The organism is Pseudomonas sp. S10E 269, from assembly GCF_002798465.1.
Lineage (GTDB): Bacteria > Pseudomonadota > Gammaproteobacteria > Pseudomonadales > Pseudomonadaceae > Aquipseudomonas > Aquipseudomonas pergaminensis.
This window is the reverse complement of record NZ_PHIJ01000001.1, coordinates 1,758,796-1,781,133: the sequence shown is the minus strand read 5'-3', so window position 1 is coordinate 1,781,133 and position 22,338 is coordinate 1,758,796. Positions and strand designations below refer to the sequence as shown.

General features: G+C 62.5%; 18 protein-coding genes and 3 pseudogenes. 3 read left to right on the top strand and 18 right to left on the bottom strand.

Translation table 11 applies throughout. From position 1 onward, the window contains the following. Positions 1-19 precede the first annotated feature (19 nt). The 12 genes from CWC48_RS08290 to CWC48_RS08235 are packed head-to-tail and all read right to left on the bottom strand — an operon-like array spanning position 20 to position 10,858. Positions 20-2,332 (bottom strand): MMPL family transporter, encoded by a 2,313-nt coding sequence (locus CWC48_RS08290; RefSeq protein ID WP_100491664.1) that lies wholly within the window; start codon positions 2,330-2,332, stop codon positions 20-22. Then, entirely contained in the window at positions 2,322-3,032 is a 711-nt protein-coding gene (locus tag CWC48_RS08285; protein ID WP_256581625.1) for an outer membrane lipoprotein carrier protein LolA, read from the bottom strand. Before CWC48_RS08285 ends, CWC48_RS08290 begins: the two co-directional genes overlap by 11 nt. Beyond that, entirely contained in the window at positions 3,029-3,454 is a 426-nt protein-coding gene (locus CWC48_RS08280; protein ID WP_100491662.1) for a thioesterase family protein, read from the bottom strand. The genes CWC48_RS08285 and CWC48_RS08280 overlap by 4 nt, the downstream gene beginning before the upstream one ends. Further along, entirely contained in the window at positions 3,447-4,988 is a 1,542-nt protein-coding gene (hutH, locus tag CWC48_RS08275; protein WP_100491661.1) for a histidine ammonia-lyase, read from the bottom strand. The genes CWC48_RS08280 and hutH overlap by 8 nt, the downstream gene beginning before the upstream one ends. Further along, positions 4,972-5,907: a glycosyl transferase gene (locus CWC48_RS08270; protein WP_078046526.1), complete on the bottom strand. Its 936-nt coding sequence runs from the start codon at positions 5,905-5,907 to the stop codon at positions 4,972-4,974. The genes hutH and CWC48_RS08270 overlap by 17 nt, the downstream gene beginning before the upstream one ends. Continuing rightward, on the bottom strand, positions 5,904-6,638 hold the full coding sequence (locus tag CWC48_RS08265) for a glycosyltransferase family 2 protein (RefSeq protein WP_100491660.1): 735 nt from the start codon (positions 6,636-6,638) through the stop codon (positions 5,904-5,906). Before CWC48_RS08265 ends, CWC48_RS08270 begins: the two co-directional genes overlap by 4 nt. Continuing rightward, positions 6,631-8,301: an acyl-CoA synthetase family protein gene (locus tag CWC48_RS08260; RefSeq protein ID WP_100491659.1), complete on the bottom strand. Its 1,671-nt coding sequence runs from the start codon at positions 8,299-8,301 to the stop codon at positions 6,631-6,633. Before CWC48_RS08260 ends, CWC48_RS08265 begins: the two co-directional genes overlap by 8 nt. Then, positions 8,298-8,843, bottom strand: a complete 546-nt coding sequence (locus CWC48_RS08255; RefSeq protein WP_071497133.1) for a hypothetical protein — start codon at positions 8,841-8,843, stop codon at positions 8,298-8,300. Before CWC48_RS08255 ends, CWC48_RS08260 begins: the two co-directional genes overlap by 4 nt. Further along, entirely contained in the window at positions 8,840-9,094 is a 255-nt protein-coding gene (locus CWC48_RS08250; protein ID WP_003187949.1) for an acyl carrier protein, read from the bottom strand. The genes CWC48_RS08255 and CWC48_RS08250 overlap by 4 nt, the downstream gene beginning before the upstream one ends. A 9-nt stretch (positions 9,095-9,103) precedes the next feature. Then, positions 9,104-9,373 (bottom strand): phosphopantetheine-binding protein, encoded by a 270-nt coding sequence (locus tag CWC48_RS08245; RefSeq protein WP_014716603.1) that lies wholly within the window; start codon positions 9,371-9,373, stop codon positions 9,104-9,106. Continuing rightward, positions 9,351-10,163: a 1-acyl-sn-glycerol-3-phosphate acyltransferase gene (locus CWC48_RS08240; protein ID WP_100491658.1), complete on the bottom strand. Its 813-nt coding sequence runs from the start codon at positions 10,161-10,163 to the stop codon at positions 9,351-9,353. Before CWC48_RS08240 ends, CWC48_RS08245 begins: the two co-directional genes overlap by 23 nt. Next, entirely contained in the window at positions 10,139-10,858 is a 720-nt protein-coding gene (locus CWC48_RS08235) for a beta-ketoacyl synthase chain length factor (RefSeq protein ID WP_100491657.1), read from the bottom strand. Before CWC48_RS08235 ends, CWC48_RS08240 begins: the two co-directional genes overlap by 25 nt. A 347-nt stretch (positions 10,859-11,205) precedes the next feature. Here CWC48_RS08235 and CWC48_RS08230 point away from each other — a divergent pair, with 347 nt between their 5' ends. Then, positions 11,206-11,976 (top strand): ParA family protein, encoded by a 771-nt coding sequence (locus CWC48_RS08230; protein ID WP_078046531.1) that lies wholly within the window; start codon positions 11,206-11,208, stop codon positions 11,974-11,976. 494 nt (positions 11,977-12,470) lie between these two features. Next, positions 12,471-12,680 (top strand): DUF6124 family protein, encoded by a 210-nt coding sequence (locus tag CWC48_RS08220; RefSeq protein WP_078046532.1) that lies wholly within the window; start codon positions 12,471-12,473, stop codon positions 12,678-12,680. A 32-nt stretch (positions 12,681-12,712) separates the two neighbouring features. On the opposite strand, the gene trxC is transcribed toward CWC48_RS08220, so the two are convergent. Beyond that, positions 12,713-13,147 carry a thioredoxin TrxC gene (gene trxC, locus CWC48_RS08215; protein ID WP_078046533.1) on the bottom strand — a complete coding sequence of 145 codons (435 nt, stop codon included), beginning with the start codon at positions 13,145-13,147 and terminating at the stop codon, positions 12,713-12,715. 82 nt (positions 13,148-13,229) lie between these two features. Between trxC and CWC48_RS08210 the strand changes: the two are divergent. Then, a pseudogene (locus tag CWC48_RS08210) lies at positions 13,230-13,518 on the top strand (type II toxin-antitoxin system HigA family antitoxin). Positions 13,519-13,524: 6 nt separating this feature from the next. Here CWC48_RS08210 and selO read toward each other — a convergent pair. From selO to CWC48_RS30820, 5 genes and pseudogenes are all read right to left on the bottom strand, one after another. Continuing rightward, positions 13,525-14,988 carry a protein adenylyltransferase SelO gene (gene selO, locus CWC48_RS08205; RefSeq protein ID WP_099492878.1) on the bottom strand — a complete coding sequence of 488 codons (1,464 nt, stop codon included), beginning with the start codon at positions 14,986-14,988 and terminating at the stop codon, positions 13,525-13,527. 48 nt (positions 14,989-15,036) lie between these two features. Continuing rightward, a complete protein-coding gene (mscK, locus tag CWC48_RS08200) occupies positions 15,037-18,420 on the bottom strand; it encodes a mechanosensitive channel MscK (RefSeq protein ID WP_078046536.1) in 3,384 nt (1,127 codons plus the stop codon). 50 nt (positions 18,421-18,470) lie between these two features. Then, positions 18,471-20,213 (bottom strand): potassium/proton antiporter, encoded by a 1,743-nt coding sequence (locus CWC48_RS08195; protein ID WP_016977199.1) that lies wholly within the window; start codon positions 20,211-20,213, stop codon positions 18,471-18,473. A 232-nt stretch (positions 20,214-20,445) separates the two neighbouring features. Further along, positions 20,446-21,045 (bottom strand): annotated as a pseudogene (locus tag CWC48_RS30825) (methyl-accepting chemotaxis protein); the annotation flags it as partial. Positions 21,046-21,348: 303 nt separating this feature from the next. After that, positions 21,349-22,005, bottom strand: a pseudogene (locus CWC48_RS30820) (MCP four helix bundle domain-containing protein); the annotation flags it as partial. Positions 22,006-22,338: the final 333 nt, after the last annotated feature.

Here is a 22,338-nt window from a genome sequence, read left to right as displayed (position 1 = left end):
ACATTGGCGATAATCACATTCATAAGGCGTGTTTCTGTTGCCCGGCCCAAGGCGCCAGCATAAAGCTGAATGCCAGGCCCAGGCTGACCGATAAGCCGAAATTGCTCACCGCCGGCGTGCTGGACACCGCCAGCAGGCCAAATGACAACCAGGTCGTCAGCGCCGCCAGCAGTGTCCCCAGCAGGCTGACCGCAGGACCGCCGATCTGCTCGCGCATCAGGATCGCGTAGTCGACGCTGATGGCCGTGACCAACAGCAGGCCGAACAGGCTGAACAAGGTCAGCGGCTGCCCCAGCCAACCGAGGCTGGCCAGGCTGCACAGGGCCGCCAGCAGTGGCAGGGCGACAATGCGCAAGGCGCCGCCGAAGCCGAACGGCAGGATCAGCAGCAGCACGATCAGCACACAGGACATCAGCTTCAATTCGGCGGCACTGATCTGCGTGTCGGCAAATACCCGGTTCAAGTCGCCCAGGCGGTCCACCAGTTGCACGCCCGGCAAATCCAGCGCTTGTACCCGCAGCAGCGCCGGGTTGTTTAAGCCTTGCAGGCTGACCATCGCGGCTACGCCGCCGTCCACCGGGCCAAGCCACAGGGTGCGGCACGGTTCGGCCAGCGGGCCTAGCAGCGCGGCATCGATGTCTTCGGTGGGCAACGCTTGCAGTTGCGCCACTTCGGCCTGCAGGGCGCTGGCGGGGACGCCGAGGTCCAGCAGCGGCTGCCAGTGTTCCGGGAGTCTATTCAGCGCATCGCGCAGACGTTGCTGCTCGGCAGGCAGGCTGACCAGTTGGTTGAGCGCCAGGTAGCCCTGGAGTTTGTCCATGTTCACCAACTGATCCAAGCGTTGGCCCAGGGCAGCTTGACGCTCCAACAGCTGTTGCTGGTTGTCTGCCCGCACCAGGAAAAACTGGCTGGTGGGTTGGAACCCGGTAATGCGCGCCACGGCCTGTGCTTCTTGCAGCAATTGCGGCGGAGCACCGATCCATTGGCGAATATCGTTCTTGCTGTTCAGGTGCCACAGGCCACCCGCGCAAAACAGCAGCAGCAAGGCCAGCAGCACCGGGCTCGGCACGCGCTTGAGCAAAGAGGCGCGTACCAGCCACAGGCATTCGGCGATGCGCAGCGGCCATTGCGCCGGACGCAGTTCGACGCCCTTGAGCAGCGCCGGCAACAGGCACACGGCGGACAGGTACGCACCGACCAGCCCGGCGGCGGAGAACACAGCGATTTGTGAAAGGGCCGGGAACGGTGTCCAGGCCAGCGCCAGGTAGCCAATGCAACTGGTGGCCAGGCTCAGGCTCAATCCCGGCAAGGTGATGCGCAACGCCGGCCAACTGCGCCACGGGTTCATGCTCCAGCTTTTCGACAAATAGTGCAGCGGGTAATCCACCGCCACGCCGATCAGGCTGGAACCCAATACCAAGGTCATCACATGCATATGCCCGAACAGCGCCACGCAGGCCACCGCGCCAAACAACATGCCGACGAGTACCGGCACAAAGGCCAGCAGCACGCGCCAGCGTCGGAAGGCGAGCAACAGCAACAACAGGATGCCGACAGTAGCGCCGCCGCCCACCCAGGTGATTTCCCGTGTGGCCTGCTGCTGACCATTGGCGGCGTAGAGCAAGCCGCTGGCGGCGAGTAATTGCGCGCCGTGTTCGCTGGCCTGCGCGCGACTGGCCTGGAGCAGGTCCGCCACTTGCAGCGGCAGTTTCATGTCGAAGGCATTGCCGGTGGTGCGCGCACGCAGCAGCACCCAGCTCTTGCCGTCGGCATCGGCGATCAACGCGCCGCTGCCGATATCCAGTTGCACCGCACCGTGTTGCGGCTGGCTGTTCTGGATACGTCCGGTCAGGCCCAGCCAGTCGTCCTGGCTCGGCACCAGGCTGAAGCCGGTAAAGGGGTCGAACAGCGCTTGCACGCGCTGTTGGATAAACGCGTCGGGCTGTTCGATCAGTTGCTCGCGGTCCTTGGCCGAGAGCATCGCCAGGCGGCCGCGCAGCAATTGCTCGCGCAGTGCCGGCAAGTCAGCTTGCAGGTTCCACTGCACCTTTTCGAACAGCCCGCTGGCCTGCCAGCGCTCACCCAGTTGTTGCGCCACGGCCACTGCTTGCTGGCGGTCGGCATGCCCCACCAGCACCAGCATCTCGCGGTTCAGTGGCTCCTGCATGCGCTGCTCGGCTTGCTGTTCCAGGGCATCCGGCGTGTTGCCCGGCACCAGCTCCATCAGGTTGGCCGACAAGGGCGCGCCGTGGCGCCACTGCCAACCGGCCAGGGCCAGCACGGCCACCAGCAGGATCAGGAACAGGCGCGGCAGCAGGCGTTCACTGGGCAAAGTCGTGTTGCTCCGCTTCGCTCAACGGCAGTTCGGCCGTGCTGTCCTGCATGCGCAGCACAGTGCTGTCGCCCTGGGTTTCCAGCAGTTGGATGTTCTGCACCAGATCGCCACCGTCGATATTGATCTGGGTGAAGACTTGCTTGAGCAGCAGCGAGCGTGGGATCAGCGTCAATTTCCACTGCTTGGCCTCGCCTTGCAGCTGCAACTCGAAGTCTCGCTGCAAGCCGCTGCTGTCGCCTTGCAGCACCGCCAGGAACAACCGGTTCTGTTCGGCGCCGGCGCTCTTGTTCGGCAGCAGTTGCCAGCCGTTGGCATCGCGGCGGGCAATGCCTTGGGCGCTGATGCGGTAGTCCTGTTGCAGCGGAGTTTTCAGCAGCCACAACAGGCCGTGGTCCTTGGCGAGCACGAAGGTGCCTTTGCTGACCAGCGGCTGGGGCAGGGCACGCAGGTGTTTTTCCTGGGTGAAGTTGCCGTGAATCACTGAGGGTTTGGCGAGCTGCTCGCTGAGTTGTTGCAAGTCAAAAGCGTGAGCCAGGCCTGGAATGCTGAACAACAAGATCAGCGCAATCCATGTGGGAGCGGCGGTGCGACGATTCGACTTGCCCGCGAAGAACCCGAGGGCACCGCGCAGTGTCAGGCGGCTCGCGTTATTGTTGACGTCCATCGCGGGCAAGCCCGCTCCCACAGGGGATCTCATTTCAGGGCTCTCTCTACGGCGTCGGTGAATACTTTGGGGGAGGCCAGCTGCATTTCGCGAGTGGCGATTTCTACTGCCACCTGCACGGTGCTGGCACGGGTCAAGCGCTCGCCACTGGCGAGGTCGGTGATCAGGTAATTGACCTTCAAGCGGTTCTCCCACTCCACCAGGCTGGCGCGCACGTTGAGGGTCTGGCCGAACACGGCGCCGCGTACGTAGCGCAGCTGCATGTCGATCACCGGCCAGGCGTAGCCCGATTCGAGCATCGCCGTGTAGTTATGGCCGATTTTGTCCAGCAGCGCGCAACGCGCCACTTCCAGGTACTTCACGTAATGCCCGTGCCACACGACGTTCATGGTGTCGACGTCAAAAAACGGCACGAGGATTTCAGTGTCGCAATGCAGCACGCCCTGGCTACGCATGCAGCCTCCAGTGTTGCTCGGCAATGCGTTGCAGGCACAGGCGCAGTTCGCCTTCAAGGGCGCGGTCTTCGATCACGGGTGGGAAGTCCTTGGCCAGTGCTTCGTGCATCGCCGCCAGGGCCGGCGGCAATGGGCGGGCGTCCTCGGCCTGAGCGCGCAGCCACACACCCTGGTTGGCGGCGAGCAAGGTTGCGGCGGCGACCTGTTCGGTCAGCTCCAGCACACGGATCGCATCGCGGGCGGCGATGGTGCCCATGCTCACCTTGTCCTGGTTATGGCACTCGGTGGAGCGTGAGAACACGCTGGCCGGCATGGTGTTTTTCAGGGCTTCGGCGGTCCAGGCGCTGGTGCCGATCTGCACGGCCTTGAAGCCGTGGTTGATCATTGCGCGGTCAGCCGGAGCGCCGGACAGGTTGCTCGGCAGCCCGTGGTTGTAACGCACGTCCACCAGCAGCGCGAGCTGGCGGTCCAGCAGGTCAGCGACGTTGGCGACCAGGGTCTTGAGGCTGTCCATGGCAAAGGCGATATGCCCGCCATAGAAATGCCCGCCATGCAGCACGCGCTCTTCTTCAGCGTCGATGATCGGGTTGTCGTTGGCGCTGTTCAGTTCGATCTCGATGAACGAACGCAGCCAGTTCAGGCTGTCGGCCAATACGCCAAGGACGTGGGGCGCGCAACGCAGCGAATAACGGTCCTGCAGTCGATGCAGCGGCGCGGTCGGCGCGTCGATGGCCAGGTCCTTGCGCAGCCAGGCGGCGACCTGCATCTGCCCCGGGTGCGGCTTGGCGGCGAACAGGCGCTCGTCGAAGTGTTCCGGGTTACCCTGCAGCGCCACCACGTTCAGCGCGGTGATGCGCGTGGCGAGTTGCAGCAGGTAGTCGGCGCGGGCGAAGGCCAGGCACGCCAGGCCGGTCATCACGGCGGTGCCGTTCATCAGCGCCAGGGCTTCCTTGGGGCGCAGCACCAAAGGCGTCCAGCCCAACTCACGGTGCACGTCGGCCGCCTGGCGCCGTTCGCCACGGAACATCACTTCACGCTCGCCGGACAGGGTGGCAGCCACGTAGGACAGCGGGGTCAGGTCGCCGCTGGCGCCCACCGAGCCTTCTTCCGGGATCAGCGGCAGCACATCGTGTTCAAGGAAGGCGTGCAGGCGTTCGAGCAACTCTACGCGCACCCCGGACACGCCGTGGCACAGCGACTGCAAGCGTGCCGCCAGCACCGCGCGGGTGGCTTGGGCATCGAGCAGCTTGCCCAGGCCACACCCGTGGAACGTGTACAGATGACGCGGCAGGGCCTCGACGTGCTGCAACGGCACCGCCACCACGCAAGAGTCGCCGTAGCCGGTGGTCACGCCGTAGATCACGCCTTCCTTGTCCAGCAGCGAGTCGAGGAACTGCGCGCCCTTGGCAATGCGCTGGCGATACGCGGCGTCGTCCTGCAATTGGGTCGGCGCCTGACGGTTGGCCAAGGCCAGTACGTCTTCGATGCGCAAAGCGCGTTCGCCAAAGGTTACCGGCTCAAGATGCGTCGTCATCGGTCTTCCAGAAAGGGTAAAAGTTGAACCATTGTTGGGGCGCTTCCAGGCAGAACTGGCCCAGCCGTGCGGCGTAGCGCGCGGTCCACAGGGCTATGACCTGCTCGCGGGTGTTGCGTTTCCATTCGACGAGCGGCGCGAACGGCTCGATGCTCAGGCGATAGCGGCTGTTGTGCTTGAGGCACATCAGCAGGTTCACCGGGCATTTAAGCAAGCCCGCCAGCAGCCACGGGCCTTGGGGGAAGGCGGCGTCATGGCCGAGGAAGTCTACCCGCACCGTGCGTCCGCCATGCAGCGGCACGCGGTCGCCGGCAATGGCCAGCCATTCACCGTCGTCCAGGCGCTGGCTGAGCAGCAGCATGGTGGCCGGGTCCAGCTCGCTGACCTGGATCAGGCGCAGGTGAGTGGCACCGGCTTCGCCCAGCAGGCGATTGAATTGTTCGGCGTGCTTGGTGTGCACCAGTACATTCATGGTGACCTGTTCACCGATCTCGGCGAGGGCACGGCACACCTCGAGGTTGCCCAGGTGCGCGCCCACCAGCATCTGCCCGCGCTCGCCGCGCAGTTGCCCGCGCAATTGGGCCGGGTCGTTGATCTCGATCTGCTCCAGGCGCAGCTTGCCGTTCCACACGTCGAGTTTGTCGAGCAGCGAGTCGGCAAACGCCATGAACTGGCCGAAGACCTTCCAGTGGGTAGGCCGCAGTTCCTCACGCCCGCTCCAGTCGGCCAGGCGCTGCTGGTACTGCCAGGCGCTCTGGCGCGCGGTACGGCCGAACAGGAAGAAGTACAGCACGATGCCGTACAACAGCGGGCTCAACACGCGGCGGCCAAGGACCTTGGCGGCGAAGGCGGTGAGCTTCATCAGCCAGTAGCTGCCGCGCTCTTCGCGGTCAGCCCAGTGCTTGGTGCTGTCGCTCATGCCTGCCACCGTCGCCACAGAATCACTGGCGCGCGCACCAGCATGCCGAAGAACAACCGGGTGTGCATGGCCGAGATGCGTACGTTGTCGCGGAACAGCCGGAAGTGCGACAGGCCGTCAGCCGGGTAATGCACCTGGGTCGGCAGCCAGCGCATCGGCTGGTTGCGCCAGGCCAGGCGCACCAGGATGTCCGAGTCGAAATCCATGCGTGTGCCGATGTAGGCCGAGTCCATCAGCGCCAGCACCGGCGCCAGTGGGTACACGCGAAAGCCGCACATGGAGTCGCGGATCTGCAGCGACAGGGTGTTGATCCACACCCACACGTGGGTCAGGTAGCGCGCGTACAAACGGCCCTTGGGCACGCTGTCGTCGTATTCCGGGTAGCCGCAGATGATCGCGTCGGGGTGTCGGCGCGAGGTGTCGATAAAGGTCTCGACTTCGCGCAGGTCGTGCTGGCCGTCGGCGTCGACTTGCAAGGCATGGCTGAAGCCCTGGCGTGCGGCTTCGCGGAAACCGGCCATGACGGCACCGCCCTTACCCTGATTGCTGGGCAAGGTCAGCAGGGAGACGTTACCCAGCGTCGCCAATTGCGCCAGTACGGCCGCGCAGGCGGGGCTGCTGCCGTCGTCGACCAGCAGGCAGGGCAGGCCGCTGTCCAGCAGGCTGCGGACCACGGCCGGTACGGCGGCTTCGTGGTTGTAGACCGGGATCAGGGCGCAGGGGTTATGCATGCGCGGGCTCCAGTTGAATCCGGCCACTGGAACACGCCGCAACGCCATTGCGGTAGGCGAAATACAACTTGCCGCGTTGCGCATCGAAGCGCAGGTGCAGTTCGATCGCATCGCCAGGGCGCACCAATTGCTGGAACTTGAGCACTTCCATACCGGCAAAGGTCGGCGGCAGATCGAGCAGTTGCTGGCCCAGGTTGAACGCCCATTCCACCTGTACCACCCCCGGCAGCACCGGCGTGACCGGGAAGTGTCCGCTGAAATAGGCCAGGTCTGGCGGCACGCTCAGTTGCAAGGTCCATTCGCCGTCGGCTTCAACCTGCTCCAGCACTTCCGGCGCCTTCGGGCGGGCTGCCAGCAGCAGCGCCTCGACATCGGCCTGGGGCAGTTTGCCTTGGCTGTTCAGGGGCAACTGTCTCAGCAATCGCCAGCGGCGCGGCAGCGCCAGGGCTTCGCAATGTTGGCTCAGATGCTGGCGCAGGGTCTGGGTGAGCGTGCGTCGCCCCTGGTTGCGCAAGGCATGCAGCCCCTCAGCGCTCAGCACCACCAGCGCGCCGAGTGACGCGCGGTTTTCCTGCACCACGCCCAGGCGGGTTTCCGCGACCCAGGGGTGGTCCATCAATGCGTGCTCCAGCATGGGCAGGGAGATGCGTTTTTCTTCCAGCTTGACGATGCGATCCAGGCGGCCGAGCAGCTCGAAACGGCCATCGGCATGGATGCGTGCCGCGTCGGCGGTTTGCTCGACATGCCCCTCAGGCAGGTAAGGCGAGGCGATGCGCAGGGCGCCGTCGGCATCCTGGCTCAGTTGCACGTCGGCAAACGGCTGCCACGGCTGTGCGCCTTGGCGCCAGGCAATGCCACCGGTTTCCGAGCTGCCGAGGATCTCGGTCGGCCATTGTTGCAAGCGGTCGTACAGGCTGCCGGCGGCTTCTACGGGCAGCGCGCCGCCAGATGAAAATACCCGCGACACCTGGCTCAGCGCGGGCCAGTCAAGGTTGTCGCCCATGCGCTTGAGCAGCGCCGGGCTGGCGACCCAGGCAAAGTGCGCGTGCTCGCGGCTGGCGCGCTGCATGTCTTCGGGGAAGGCCAGTTGTTTGCGTACAAAGGTGCGGCCGGCGCACAGCGGCCACAGCACGCGGAACAACAAGCCGTAGATATGCTGGGTGGCGACGCTGCCAATGATGCAGGCGTCTTTGAGGCCAGGACCCCACAGGGTTTCCAGGGCCTCGACTTCGTTGGCGAGTTGGCGCAGGTTTTTGTCGATGCGCTTGGGTTCGCCGCTGGAGCCGGAGGTGCACAGGCTCAATTGGCAAGCGTCGAGGTCGAGTGCTGCAGCGCTCAGTGGCGCCTCGTACAGCGCGTCCAGGTCCGCCGCTTCGGTCAGCCAGGCATCGACGGCCTTATCCCAGCGTTGGCGGGTCTGAGGTTGCAAATCGGCGGGCAGCAGCACGCTGACCCCGGCCCGCCAGGCGCCCAGCAGGGCAACCGCCAGCAGGCCGGCGTCTTCCAGGTACACGGCCAGGCGCTGGATACCCCGCGCTTGCAGGCCCGCCGCCAGGCTCAGGGACTGCTCCCACAGCTGCGCGTGATTCATGGCAGGTTCGGTGGTGACCGGACGCTGTTCCAGCGGCTCGAGCAGCAACTGCTCAAGTTTCAACCCATTCATACGCGGCCTCGAACCCTTTGTCGTACCAGCCATTCCACGGCAAACAACAGCCCCATCAGCCCGTAGGCGATCAGGCCGTTGTACAACGTCCACCAGCTCAGCGGCGCCCACAGGGTGAGGGCGGCGGCGAGCAGGCCATTACACAGAAAAAACACGCTCCATACCACGGTCACCTGGCGGGTATACACGATGGCATGCGGGGGCAGCACCGGGTCGGTCATGCGCGCCAGGCGCTCGACCATCGGCGGGCCATATTTGAGGCTCAAGCCGAACAGCGCCAGCATGAAGGCACTGACCAGGCTCGGGTACCAGCGCAACAGGCGGGGGTTGTCGAACCAGGCCAGCAGCAGGCAAAACACGATCACCGCCAGCGCCATCCAGCGACTGCCGGGGCGTCGCGCGCCGGTCAGCGCGCGCAGTAGCCACAGGCTGCCCAGCAGCAGGCCGAATTGCCACGGTGCAAAGTGCTCGGTGCCGTAATAGACCGCAAAGGGGTACAGCAGCCCCGCCAACAGCAGGCCGAGGCCGATCAGCCGGCTCATGCGGCAGGCTGGACCAGACGGTACACCGCCTCAACCACGTCGTTAACAGTGCGCACTGCCTTGAATTCCTCGGCGGCGATCTTCTTGCCGGTCTGGCGCTTGATATGGTCGATCAAGTCGACGGCATCAATGCTGTCGATTTCCAGGTCCTGGTACAGGTTGGCGTCAAGGGTGACGCGTTCCGGCGGCAGTTCAAACAGTTCCACCAGGGCATCGCGCAAGGTGTTGAAAATATCGTCACGAGTTTGCATGGTCCGGTCTCAAGCTGCCTGTCTGGCCGTGACGAACGCCGCAAGGCTGGCCACGTTGGTGAAGTGATTGCGGGTGTCCTTGGCGTCGGCATCTATCTTGATACCGTACTTTTTCTGGATCGCCAGGCCCAATTCCAGGGCGTCTACCGAATCCAGGCCGAGGCCTTCGCCGAACAGGGTCTGCTCGCTGCCGATGTCGTCGACACTGATGTCTTCCAGGCCCAGGGCCTCGATGATCAGGGTCTTTATGTCGTGCTCAAGGCGGTGTTGGTCGCTCATCTTCGGCGAGCTCCTTAATAAAAAAGTGATGCAGGTAATCGTTGAGCTTGCGTGAGGCCTGGGGCGCGGGCCCCATTGATGCGAACGCCTGTGGTTCTATATCGGCACCCACGCGCAAACTGAAGTGAAAGCGGCATTTTGGGATGCGATACCAGGGTTCGGCCTTGGTCAGCGTGGTGGGGCTCACTTTAATCACCACCGGGGTGATGATTGTCGCACCCCGCAGCGCAATGGCGGCGCCACCGCGATGAAAGGCAGGCGCTGCGCCGGGTGTGGTGCGGGTGCCTTCCGGGAAAATGATCAGGGTCTGGCCTGCGCGCAAGGCGTCGGCGGCGGCATCGAGCATGTCCGAGCTGCCGTCATTGCTGATGTAGCCGGCGTCGCGCACGGGGCCGCGCATGAACGGGTTTTGGAACAGGCTCTGCTTGACCACGCAATTGGTCTGGCGCATCAGGCCGATCAGGAACACCACGTCGATCAGCGACGGGTGGTTGGCAATGATCATCTGGCCTGGGCGCCCGAGGTTTTCCGCGCCTTCGACGCTGTAGGTCAGCACGCCGGCGCGCTGCATCAGGCGGATAAAAAACCAGAACAGTTTGCTGATGGTGTGGCGGACACGGCGCTGGTGTTCTTCTGCGCTGCCTGGCAGGCAACTGAGCAGTGGAAATACCAGCAGGCGCAGGCACAGTCCGCCTATGCCGAACAGGAAGAAGCTGGCGGCGGTGGCAAACAGGCGCCAGTAGTAGGCGTCCCGAGGCTTGTCGTTCACGGCTTGCGTTGCCAGTTCCATACGCGGTTCTTCCAGGCATGTTGGCAGGCGACCTGTTCGGTGAGCAGGGTGCGCAGCAGGTTCAGGGCGTGGGGCCACTGGGTTTGAGTGGGTTGGACAGTGCCGCTGCTCAGTTCCAGCTGCCACTCGTCGCCCGGTGTCAGCAACAGGCCGAGGGCGTAGGGAAAGGGCACATCGACGATCCAGCTGGCGTAGGCCTCGGGCGGCTGCTCCTCGGTAATCACCAGCAACACGGCCGGGGCGCCTTCGTTGAGCAGCGCGGCGGCTTCGAGCATGCCGTGTTCCAGGCCGTCGCCGGTGGCGGCGAGGGCGGTCATTTCGCTGGTTTCGTTGCGCAGGATCGACCACAGGCCAATCACGGCGTTGTGCACCGACAGGCTGAACTGGGTGGGCGACAGTGGCTGTTCGTTGGCCAGGTCGCTGAGGATGTCGAGGGTGCGCGGGGTCTCGCCATGCCGGGAAATGAACACCAGCGGCAGGTCCTGCAGGCCCTCGGCCAGTGGCCAGCCGACGCTGAACGCCATCCGCGCCAGGCGGCTCAGGCGGCGACGTTGCATGGCCGGCAGGAACGAGACATCAGGGGCGGCATCGCTTGCAGGCAGCAACGCCGGGGCCTGGCACCAGGCGTGCCAGTCGTCCACGCTATCGAGCCCAGGGGCCCAGGCGCGCCATTGGGCGATGTTGAAAGTGATCACTGAGAAGTTATCCCGCCCCTGCGGGCTTCCATGTGCGGCTTTTGGCCCCGAATACCGGGACAGGGAGCAATCGCCGAATGGCGCGCATTATCCCGGTGCCGTGGGGTTCTAGCAAACTTTGGTAAAGAACTGTGCATGACCGATTACAAAATAGTCGGAAGAATTTACAGATTGTCCTTTACCTGCGGCGGGATAGATTGTCGGACCGTTCTTTTTAGTCTGTCGGTTGCGTATGACAGGTAGGTCGCCAACGGCCCGTCATGCAGCAGTGCATGGATGAACGAGGTAGCTAACAGGCGCTTCTGCCCTCTACACTCGGATATTCATTGATACACGGAGGTTTTTCCATGCGGCGCGTGGTGTTCAATCAGAAAGGCGGCGTGGGCAAGTCCAGCATCGCCTGCAACCTGGCGGCAGTCAGCGCCAGCGAAGGCTATCGAACCCTGTTGGTGGACCTCGATGCACAAGCCAACTCAACCCAATACCTCACCGGGCTGACCGGCGAAGATATACCGATGGGCATTGCCGAATTCTTCAAGCAAACCCTGTCTTCCGGGCCGTTTTCGAAAAAAAACCGGGTGGATATCTACGAGACACCCTTCGACAACCTGCACGTGATCACAGCCACCGCCGAATTGGCGGACCTGCAGCCCAAGCTTGAGGCCAAGCACAAGATCAACAAGCTGCGAAAGCTGCTGGATGAACTGAGCGAAGATTACGACCGGATCTATCTGGATACCCCGCCGGCGCTGAACTTCTATGCGGTTTCGGCGTTAATTGCCGCTGATCGCGTGCTGATCCCCTTCGATTGCGACAGCTTTTCGCGCCAGGCCCTCTATGGCTTGCTGGCAGAAATCGAAGAGTTGAAGGAAGACCACAACGAAGGCCTTGAAGTCGAAGGCATCGTGGTCAACCAGTTCCAGGCCCGGGCGAGCCTGCCGCAGCAGATGCTGGATGAGTTGATTGCTGAGGGCCTGCCGGTGTTGCCGGTGTACCTGGCCAGTTCCGTGCGCATGCGTGAATCGCACCAGGAGAGCAAGCCGCTGATCCACCTGGACCCACGGCATAAGCTCACACAGCAATTTGTGGAGCTGCATAACCTGCTGGAAAACGCGTGATCTGAAAGGCAGCGCGGACCTGAGTTTGAAATGCGATCAGTGTGGGAGCTGGCTTGCCTGCGATCGCATCGCCTCGGTGTATCAGGCAGACCGAGTCGCCTGCATCGCAGGCAAGCCAGCTCCCACACTTGGTTCTGCATTCCAGCCGCTGGATTTGTTCCACAGAGGCTGTAGGACGGGTCTGGCAATGGGGTTATGCCTTGTAACGATGCCTACAGGTAAGCCAGAATCGCCCGGCTTGTGCGTCTGGATGGGCTTCTCTTAAGGTTCTCGGGCCGCTGAATTCTCAGTGGTCGGGTTTAGTAGCCCAGTCAGACGAAAGTATGTGCACCGCTCCGACAGCATGGCGTTTTTCGCCTATCTGATGGTGGCTGTGCGCAGGGCACCTTCGGGTGCGCCGGTTTTTGCTTTCGTTCCCGGTCTACTAACCTGCGTACAGCCGCCGCCCTTGTTTAGTAGCGAATAGGTGGTGGCCCTATCAGAGAACGAAAAGCATGTTATTCACCGTCACCCCCAACCTCCCCAACGAAACCCTAGTCCTCAACAGCTACGAAACCTTCTCCTCCGTCCGCACCCTGTTGCTCAACCTGTCCAACGACCTTACCGGCGAACACCGAGACGTTGCTTTGGCGATCCACCAATTGAGCGAGCTGGGTGTACTGCTGGTCGGCCAGATGATGGACCGCGAAACACCCGTGGCCTAACGCTGGAATACCATCGCTGTAGGAGCCGGGTGTCAAATGCCCTGGCTGCGAAGCCACGCCATCAACTGCGGCAACGGAAACGCCCCACTCTGGCGAGCCACTTCGCGACCGTTCTTGAACAGAATCAAGCTGGGAATCGAGCGAATCCCCAACTGCGCCGACAACTGCTGATTGGCCTCGCTGTCCAGCTTGGCCAGCCGGCACTTGCCCGCCAACTGCCCGGCCGCCTGCTCGAACACCGGCGCAAACGATTTACACGGGCCACACCAGTCGGCCCATACATCCACCAGCAACGGCAGGTCGCCTTTGATCTGGCTGGCGTAGTCGCCTTGTTTCAGCTCAAACGGCTTGTTCAACAAAACCGGCTGCTTGCAGCGCCCGCACTTTGGCGCATCACCCAGGCGTTCACCGGGGATGCGGTTGAGCCCGTTGCAGTGGGGGCAGGGGATTACAAGAGGTTCGGACATCGGGGGCTCCTAGGGTGTGGCCATTAGGTTCAATCTGGAGCCGGGAATGCGGTTTATCAAGACCAGATAAAAAGGACAACACATGAACGACGATCTGAAGCTGGCTATTGAGCACTGGCGCTTTGTTTCATCGCTGCTGACCAAGCCCCAATCCGAGGCCGACTATGATGCCTTGGCCGATGCCTGTTGCCAGTGGCGTTGATGTGTTGCGCTTTATGATGCGAGAGCATGGCTTGACCCAAGGCGATCTGCCGGGTGTAGGTCCGCAGTCCGACGTTTTGGAAATCCTGGGCGGCAAGCGCCAGCTCAACATACGTCAAATTCGTTGGCTGGCTGAGCGTTTTGGGGTTTCAGTAGAAACCTTCATTTAAAGGTTTTTACGAGGAACAACTAATCTCCAAATGCTTCCCCCAATCCGGCGGCCGCTGTGCGTATTGCTCCATCCCCGCTTGCTCCTCAAACGGCCTGGAAAGCACTTCATGCAGCCGTCGTACCTCGCTGTAATCCCCGGACTCGGCGGCAGCGATGGCATTCTGCGCAAGATAGTTGCGCAATATATACAGCGGGTTCACCGCATGCATCCGCGCACGGCGCTGTTCCTCGCTGTAGTCACCATCCCGTACAACACGCGCCTTGTACTGCTCGGCCCAGGCATCAAACCCGGCCAGGTCGACAAAGTCATCGCGCAACCGCGCTACGGCCAACGCCGCCGACTCATCCCCCAGGCGGCGGAAGAACAGGGTGTAGTCCACGCCGCTGTTCTGCATCAGCTTCAATAAACGCTCCACCAACTGCTGGTCATCGTCTTCGGCGGTGGTGAGTCCCAGGCGGCGGCGCATCAGGTCCAGGTAGTTCGCCTGATACAGCGGCAGGTACAGCCCAAGGGCTTCTTTCAAGGCGTCGACGCTGATAAACGGCGTCAGTGCTTGCGCCAATGCACTCAAGTTCCACTGCCCAATCGGCACCTGATTGCTGAAGGAATAGCGCCCTTCATGGTCCGAGTGGTTGCAGATGAAGTGCGCGTCAAAGTCATCCAAAAACGCAAACGGCCCGAAGTCGAAAGTGATGCCGAGGATCGACATGTTGTCGGTGTTCATCACGCCATGGCAGAAGCCATAAGCCTGCCACTTGGCGATCAATTCGGCGTTGCGCTCGACGATTTCGCGGAACATCGCCAGGTACGGCTCGGGTTGTTCGCGGCACTCGGGGTAGTGCAGGTTCAGTACATGCTCGGCCAACAGCGCCTGCTGCTCGGGCTTCTTGGTGTAGTAGAAATATTCGAAATGGCCGAAGCGGATATGGCTGTGCGCCATGCGCAATACCATCGCGCCACGCTCCTGTTTCTCACGCCACACGGGGGTGTCGGAGCCGATCACGCACAGTGCGCGGCTGCTGGGGATGCCCAGCGCGTGCAGGGCTTCGGAGGCCAGAAACTCACGGATCGACGAGCGCAACACGGCACGCCCATCGCCCATGCGTGAGTAAGGTGTCATCCCGGCGCCCTTGAGGTGCAGGTCCCAGTGCTCGCCGGCTTCGTTGTACACCTCACCCAGTAACAACCCACGGCCGTCACCCAGCTGCGGGGTGTAGCCGCCGAACTGATGCCCGGAATAGACCATCGCCCGCGGTTCTGCCTCGGCCCACAGCTTGTGGCCGCCAAACAGCTCGGCGAATACCGGTGTTTCGGCAACGGCGGGGTCAAGGTCGAGCAGGGCCATCGCGGCCTCACTCGCTACGACCAGGCGCGGCGCGTCGAGGGGCTCAGGCAGTACGTGGGTCGAGAATGCGTCGCCCAGGCGTGCGAAGCGGTTGTCGAAGGTCAGTTCGTCGAGGGCTTTCACCGGCCATCTCCAGCAGAATGTCCGAGCATTCTGCTGGGGATAGCGGAGTTAGTCGAGCTTGCTCGGCGGCGGTTCCGGCGCATCGTCGACTTTGCCGGGTGGCGGCTCGGGGGCGTCTTGCTCTGTCTCAGGCCCTGCGATGGTCTTGCGGTCATCCTCAACCGGCACCAATTTGTATTCCTGACCGTGCATATTCTTCAGGTACACCTCCATCTGCCGGAACGAGATGTTGATGTGCTGTTTCTTGAACTCACGGTTGATGTAGCGGTTGACCTCGTCCAGCACCGGGTTACGGTCACCCAGGTCGCGCACATGCATGCGCAGTTCGTGGTCGAGGGTGCTTTCGCCGAAATTGAGGAAGTAAACATGGGGTTCTGGCTCTTTCAGGACCCGTGGGTTTTCCCTGGCAGCCTTGAGTAACAGTTCCTTCACCAGGTCCAGATCCGAGCCGTAGTCCACGCCCAGTTTCAGGGTGACGCGGGTGATGGTGTCGGTCAGCGACCAGTTGATCAGTTGCCCGGTGATGAACGTCTTGTTCGGGACAATGATGTCCTTGCGGTCAAAGTCAGTGATCGTGGTGGCGCGGATGCGGATCTTGCTCACCGTGCCCGACAGGTTGCCGATGGTGATGGTGTCGCCGATGCGCACCGGGCGTTCGAACAGGATCATGATGCCGGAGATGAAGTTCGCGAAGATCTCCTGCATACCAAAGCCCAACCCCACCGATAGCGCCGCCACCAGCCATTGCAACTTGTCCCAGCTCACGCCGAGGGTGGACAAGGTGGAGACGAAACCGACGCCGGCAATCACATACGACAGCAACGTGGTGGTCGCATAGGCGCTGCCCTGGGCCAGGTCCAGCTTGGACAGCACCAGCACCTCGAGCAGGCCGGGCAGGTTGCGCGCCAGGGCGAAGGTGATGCCGATGATGATCAGCGCGCCGAGCAAGTCGCCAATGCTGATCGGCACCATGCTGATATTGGCACCCGTACCGCTGGTGTATTCGTACAACGTGACGTTATCCAAATACGAAAACACCGAGATCAGGTCAGACCATACCCAGTACAGCGCGGCAATAAAGCCGCCGAGCAAGGCCAGGCGAATCAGTCGCATGGACTGTTCGTTAACCTGTTCGATGTCCAGGGTCGGTTCTTCGATCACTGCTTCGCCGTCGCCGGCTTCCTTGGCGGCCTGGCGTTTGGCCAGGGCACGCGCATAGGCCAGTCGCCGGGCGGCAACGCCCAGGCCGCGGACGAAGGTGGCTTCGATCACCAGCCAGAACATCAGCAGGTAAAGGGTGTTGATCAGGCGGTCGCTGAGCTTGAGCGCGGTGTAGTAGTAGCCAAAGCACACGGCGATAAATAGCGCGACCGGCAGCGCGGTAAACATCAGGCCCACGGCCTTGCGGAACAGTGAGGCCTTTTCATGGGTCGGGCTGTTGAGCAACAGGCGGCCGAGCAGCCAGGCCATCAGCGCGTAGCAGGTGAGTACCACGCCGATGCCCAGCACGTCGTCGGCCAGCGCCGCCGGTTGGTGTTCAGCGATGGCCACCACGGCCACCAGCGCGAGTACCACCAGCCCGAGTTTGCGTACCCAACCTTGCAGGAATTCGACCTGGGGCTTTTCCCAGCGAAAGTGCAGTTCCGCCACGCCACCCGGCGCCAGGATGCGATAAGCGGTATAGAACACCAGCCAGGCCTGGGCGATTTGCAGCAGGGCCGAACCGAGGTTGGCGTTCTGCCCACGGGCGTCGATTTGCAGCGCGTAGCCGCACAGCGCCAAGCCTAAGGAAACCGGCATTGCCAGCAGAATATTGATCAGGATGGCCTGGGGCGTGTGCCACTGGCTGTCGCGCTTGAAGTGGCCAATATCCAGATGCACCTTGTTCAGGCGCTGGTAGAGGTTTTTACGACGCCATAGCAGCGCGCCAATCAACAGCAGCAGCGGCAGGAACAGCAGCGGGCGCTGGGTCAGGCCGTCATACAGTTCGCTGACGCTGGAGGCCCAGGGCAAGGTGGCGACTTGCTTGCTCAGGTGCGCCGGCACCGTTTCCAGCCATTCGGTGTCCAGCGGCTTGTTGCTGGGGATCCAGAACATCTGCTCATCCAGCGTCGCGCGCAGGGTGGTGGCGGTGCTGAGCAGTTGTTTCTGGTTCAGTTGCAGGGTGATGGATTCATTGAGCAGCGCGCTCAGCTCACGGCTCAGGCGCTCCAGCAGGTCGCTGCGGGTGATCGCCAGTTCCAGCAGGGTGCGGCGCAGTTGGGGGGTGATGTCTTCCGGCGCTTGGTTGGCCAGCAGGTTATCCACATAGGCACTTGGCGAACTGATCAGTTCGCGTTGCTGGTTGACCTCGAATTGGTACAGGCGAATGTTGGCGATGTCGTCCGCCAGGTCGCGGTCCACGGTCAGGCGTGGCAAGGCTTGTTTCTGTTTGTAGAGGATCTTGGACAGCAACAGGCTGCCCTTGAGCACGTTGATCTGCTCGTCCAGGGCCGAGTCGCTCTGGGTCACCGTGTCGAGTTGCTGCTTGGTTTTAAGGTTCTTCTGGGTCAGATCGTTGAGGCGGTCGGTGCTTTTGAGCAGGTAGTCGGACAACTTCAGGTTGGCCGCGCTTTCCGTGGCCAGCAGGCTGCTGCCGCCGGCCTTTTGTGCTTCGATGGACTGCTGGGTCACCGTTTGTTGGGACTGGGCCAGGCGCTTCTGGTTGATCAGGGTCTGCAGGTCCTGGATCTCTTGTTCCAGGCGCGCGGTTTTTTCCATCACCAGGTCGTGCTGGCTGTTGCCCAGGTCTTGCAGTTGGCTGTTGCCGGCCAGTTCCTGGCGGCGCAGCGGGATCAGCGCGTTGAGGGCCGCAAGTTCGGCATTGAGCTGGTTGCGCTGGTCGCCGCTGAGGGTTTTGCCGTTGTCCTTGCCGGCCTTGAGGATCGAATTGATCTGCAGGATGCGCGTCTGGCTGCTGCTGATTTCGGTCTGGGCGCGCTCCGGGCGGGTCTGGGCGGCGATGGACAGGCTGTTGGCGTCGGCCAGTTCTTTTTGCAGGTCACCTTGCTGGGTGGTGCGTTGCACCAGCAACTGCTCAAGCTGCGGCACCGGCAGGGTGGCGTAGCGCTGGGCGACCGGGATGATTTTGGTGGCCTTGAGCCGGGTCAGCTCGCGCTGGTTGTCGCCGGTCTGGCGTGGCGCGTCTTCCAACTGGCGCTTGAGGTCGACCAGGCGCTGCTCGTAATCCTGCTTGTTGCCCAGGTACGTCAGGGTCTGTTGCAGGATGGTCTGCAGCGCCTTCATGTCGGCGTCGGGCAGCTTGCGGTCGGGCAGCTTGTCCAGGGTTTGCTGGATGGCGTCGGCGCTGGGCGGGTCGGCCGCGTGAACGGTGCCGACACAAAGGGTCAGGCCCAGCAGGGCAGTGGCGAGGAACGTGCGCAGGGTAGGCATAGAGACCGGTCTTGCAAGGTGAAGAATCGGGGGCGTCGTCGCCCCGCAGTTTAGAGGAAGAGTCCGGGGCCCGGGCGACTTCCTTCGGGGAATCTGACGCCCACTTTGCCGATCTTGTTCCCGTCCATGACCGCGACGGTCCAGATGGTGTTGTTCCACTCCACCTGGTCGCCGACGATGGGCGCGCCGCCGACTTTCTGGGTGATGAAACTGCTCAGTGGCATGTCCGGGTCGATGCCCTCCAGCTTCAGGCCGTACAGGGCGGAAACCGCGCCCAGCTGGGCGTCGCCTTCCAGCACGAAGTCGCCGAAGAAGCGCAGGTCCAGGCCGCGTTGCGGCGCCTGGCTGAACAGTTTGCCCAGGGCGGGCAGGTTGTGTTCATGGCCGATCACACAGAGCAAATCGCCGACTTCCAGCACCGTACTACCCGACGGATGGAGCAGTTGCTGGCCACGGAACAGCGCAGCGATGCGCGTGCCTTCGGGCATTTTCAGCTCACGCAGGGCGGCACCGATGCACCATTTTTCCGCGCCCAGGCGGTAGACGAACAGCTCCCACTCGCTGGTGACGTGCACTTCCAGCGCGGCACGGGAAATCGGCGCCGGGTCCGGCGGTACGGTGACTTTGAGCAGCTTGGCCACCCACGGCAGGCTTGTGCCCTGCACCAGCAGCGACACCAGCACGATAAAGAACGCGAGATTGAAGTACAGCTGCGCATGGGGCAGCCCGGCCATCAGCGGGAACACCGCCAGAATGATCGGCACCGCGCCGCGCAGGCCCACCCAGGCGATAAAGGCCTTTTCCCGACCGTGGAACGCTTTGAACGGCAGCAGGCCGACCATTACCGACAATGGCCGCGCAAACAGAATCATCCACAGCGCCAGGCCCAGGGCCGGCAGCGCGATGGGCAGCAAGTCATGGGGCGTGACCAGCAGGCCCAGCACCAGGAACATGCCGATCTGCGCCAGCCAGGCCATGCCGTCGAGCATATGCAAAATGCCATGACGGCTGCGCACCGGGCGGTTGCCGATCACCAGGCCGCACAGGTACACGGCGAGGAAGCCGCTGCCGTGCAGGGCGTTGGTTACGGCGAACACGAACAGGCCGCCGGCGATCACCAGGATCGGGTACAGGCCGGTGGCCAGGTTGATGCGGTTGACCATTTGCAGCATCAGCCAGCCGCCGCCCAGGCCGACCACGCCGCCGATGCCGAACTCGCGCACCAAGTGAGTCAGCAGGCTCCAGTGCAAACCGGTTTGGCCGCTTGCGAGCATGTCGATCAAGGTGACAGTAAGGAACACCGCCATGGGGTCGTTGCTGCCGGATTCGATTTCCAGGCTGGCGGTGACCCGTTCGTTGAGGCCCTTGCCGCCGAGCAGCGAGAACACTGCCGCAGCGTCCGTGGAGCCGACAATCGCGCCAATCAACAAGCCTTGGATGATATTGAGGTCAAACAGCCAGGCCGCGGCCATGCCGGTGAGGCCGGTGGTAATCAACACCCCCACCGTGGCCAGCGACAACGCCGGCCAGAGTGCCACGCGGAAACTCGCCACCCGTGTACGTAAACCGCCATCGAGCAGGATCACGGCCAGGGCGAGGTTGCCCACCAGGTAGGCGGTCGGGTAGTTGTCGAAGATGATGCCGCCGCCATCGACGCCGGCGACCATGCCCACGGCCAGGATGATCACCAGGATCGGAATGCCCAGGCGGGACGAAAGAGAACTCACCAGAATGCTCGCACTCACCAGCAACGCGCCGATCAAGAACAGGCTGTTGATGGTCGTCGCATTCAAAGGCAGTACTCCATGAGCAAACAAGACGGGGCGCAAACTGACCATGCAGTCTGCGTGCCAGTGATTCTAACCTGTTGAATTGCTGCGCTGTCAAAAAGCTTTTACAGGTTGCTATAGATCCAATGTGGGAGCGGGCTTGCTCGCGAATGCGGTATATCAGCTAAAGATATGCTGACTGAACCACTGCATTCGCGAGCAAGCCCGCTCCCACATTTTGACTGAGGCGTGTCAGTTAGAGACGGAAGCGCCCGACCATCCCATTCAAGTCCACCGCCAGGCGCGACAGCTCGCTGCTCGCCGCACTGGTCTGGCTGGCACCCGTGGCCGATTGCACCGACAGGTCACGGATGTTCACCAGGTTGCGGTCCACTTCCCGCGCCACCTGGGCCTGCTCTTCGGCTGCGCTGGCGATGACCAGGTTGCGTTCGTTGATCTCGACGATCGCGGTATTGATGGTATCCAGCGACATCCCGGCGCCTTTGGCGATATTCAGCGTCGATTCCGCGCGTTCGGTGCTGTTGCGCATCGAATCTACTGCGTGCTCGGTGCCGGCCTGGATGCTGCCGATCATCCGCTCGATCTCGCTGGTCGACTGCTGCGTGCGATGAGCCAGGGCGCGCACTTCATCGGCGACCACCGCAAAACCGCGACCGGCTTCGCCAGCACGTGCCGCTTCAATCGCCGCGTTCAGTGCCAGCAGGTTGGTCTGGTCGGCCAGGCCACGGATCACGTCCAGCACCTTGCCGATATCGCGGGACTCGTTGGCCAGGTCGCCAATCAAGGTGGCGGTGGCTTGCACATCGCCGCTCATGCGTTCGATGGCGCTGACGGTTTCCTGCACCAGGTCACGGCCATCGCCGGCAGAAGTGGTGGCGTTGCGCGATGCCTCGGAGGTGCTCACCGCATTGCGGGCGACTTCCTCGACGGCACTGGTCATCTCGTTCACCGCCGTGGCGGCTTGTTCGATTTCGTTGTTTTGCTGGGTCAGGCCACGGGCGCTTTCGTCGGTGACGGCGTTCAGTTCCTCGGCAGCCGACGCCAGCTGGGTCGCGGACCCGGCAATGCGTTGCAGGGTGTCGCGCAGTTTGTCCTGCATCTTGGCCATGGCCGCCAACAGGCGCCCGGCTTCGTCGTTGCCGTCGACTCTGATCGGGCGCGTCAGGTTGCCTTCGGCAACTTCTTCGGCCGCTTCCAAGGCCTGGGAGATGGGCAGGGTGATGCTGCGGGTCAGCAGCCACGCAAACAGCAGTGTCAGCAGGGTGGCGATCACCAGAAGGCTCACCACCATGTTGAAGGCCATGTTGTATTGGTCTTCGGCGTCTTTATTGGTAGCCAGGGCCATCTTATTGTTGATGTCCAGCAGGCGGGTGAGCACGGCGTTGACCTGCTCGGAGTTGCTCAGCAGTTCGGTGTTGAGCAGGGTGCGCAGCTCTTCCACTTGATTGGCGCGCGACAGGCTCTTCATGCGATCTTCAATCTGGTGGTATTGGCCAAGAAGGCGCACATATTCGTCGTAGGTCGAGCGCTCTTCGCTGCTCTCGATGAGTTTTTCGTAGATGCCCTGGGCCGTGCGAATCTGCTGATTGCGCAGCTCAAAGGCTTCCAGGGTTTTTTGCTGGACCTCCGGCTCGCGGTTGGTCAGCAGGCGGTACGACAGCACCCGCAGGCGCAGAGTCAGTTGGGTGAACTCATCGAGGGCACGAATGCTTGGCACGCTGGACAGGGTGATGTCTTCCGTGGCGGCGCGTATCTTGCTCATTTGATTCAGGGCGAACACACCGAGAAACAACATCAACGCGCCAATAAACGCGAAGCCGAGGAAGGCCCTCGGAGCGATATTCATATTACGAAGCGACATGCGGGAATCCTGGGGGGAGAGCGCGATCCGTGCGGCCATGAGACGGTCTGTGCCTCTCTATCGGTCGTACGACTAAAGTCTAAAGGGGCATGTGCGTTTTTGTCGCATCTGACGAGGGGTTCGGCCGATTCAGGAACCAGATCGGGTAAATGCAGTCACTAAGGCTCGAAAGTGCGGCCCGGCCCTTAAAAATCGGGCTGCGCGCCAGGGATAACCCTGGCATCCGAGGTGAATTTTCTTTATCGTCACCGCCCTTTGAAAAAGCCC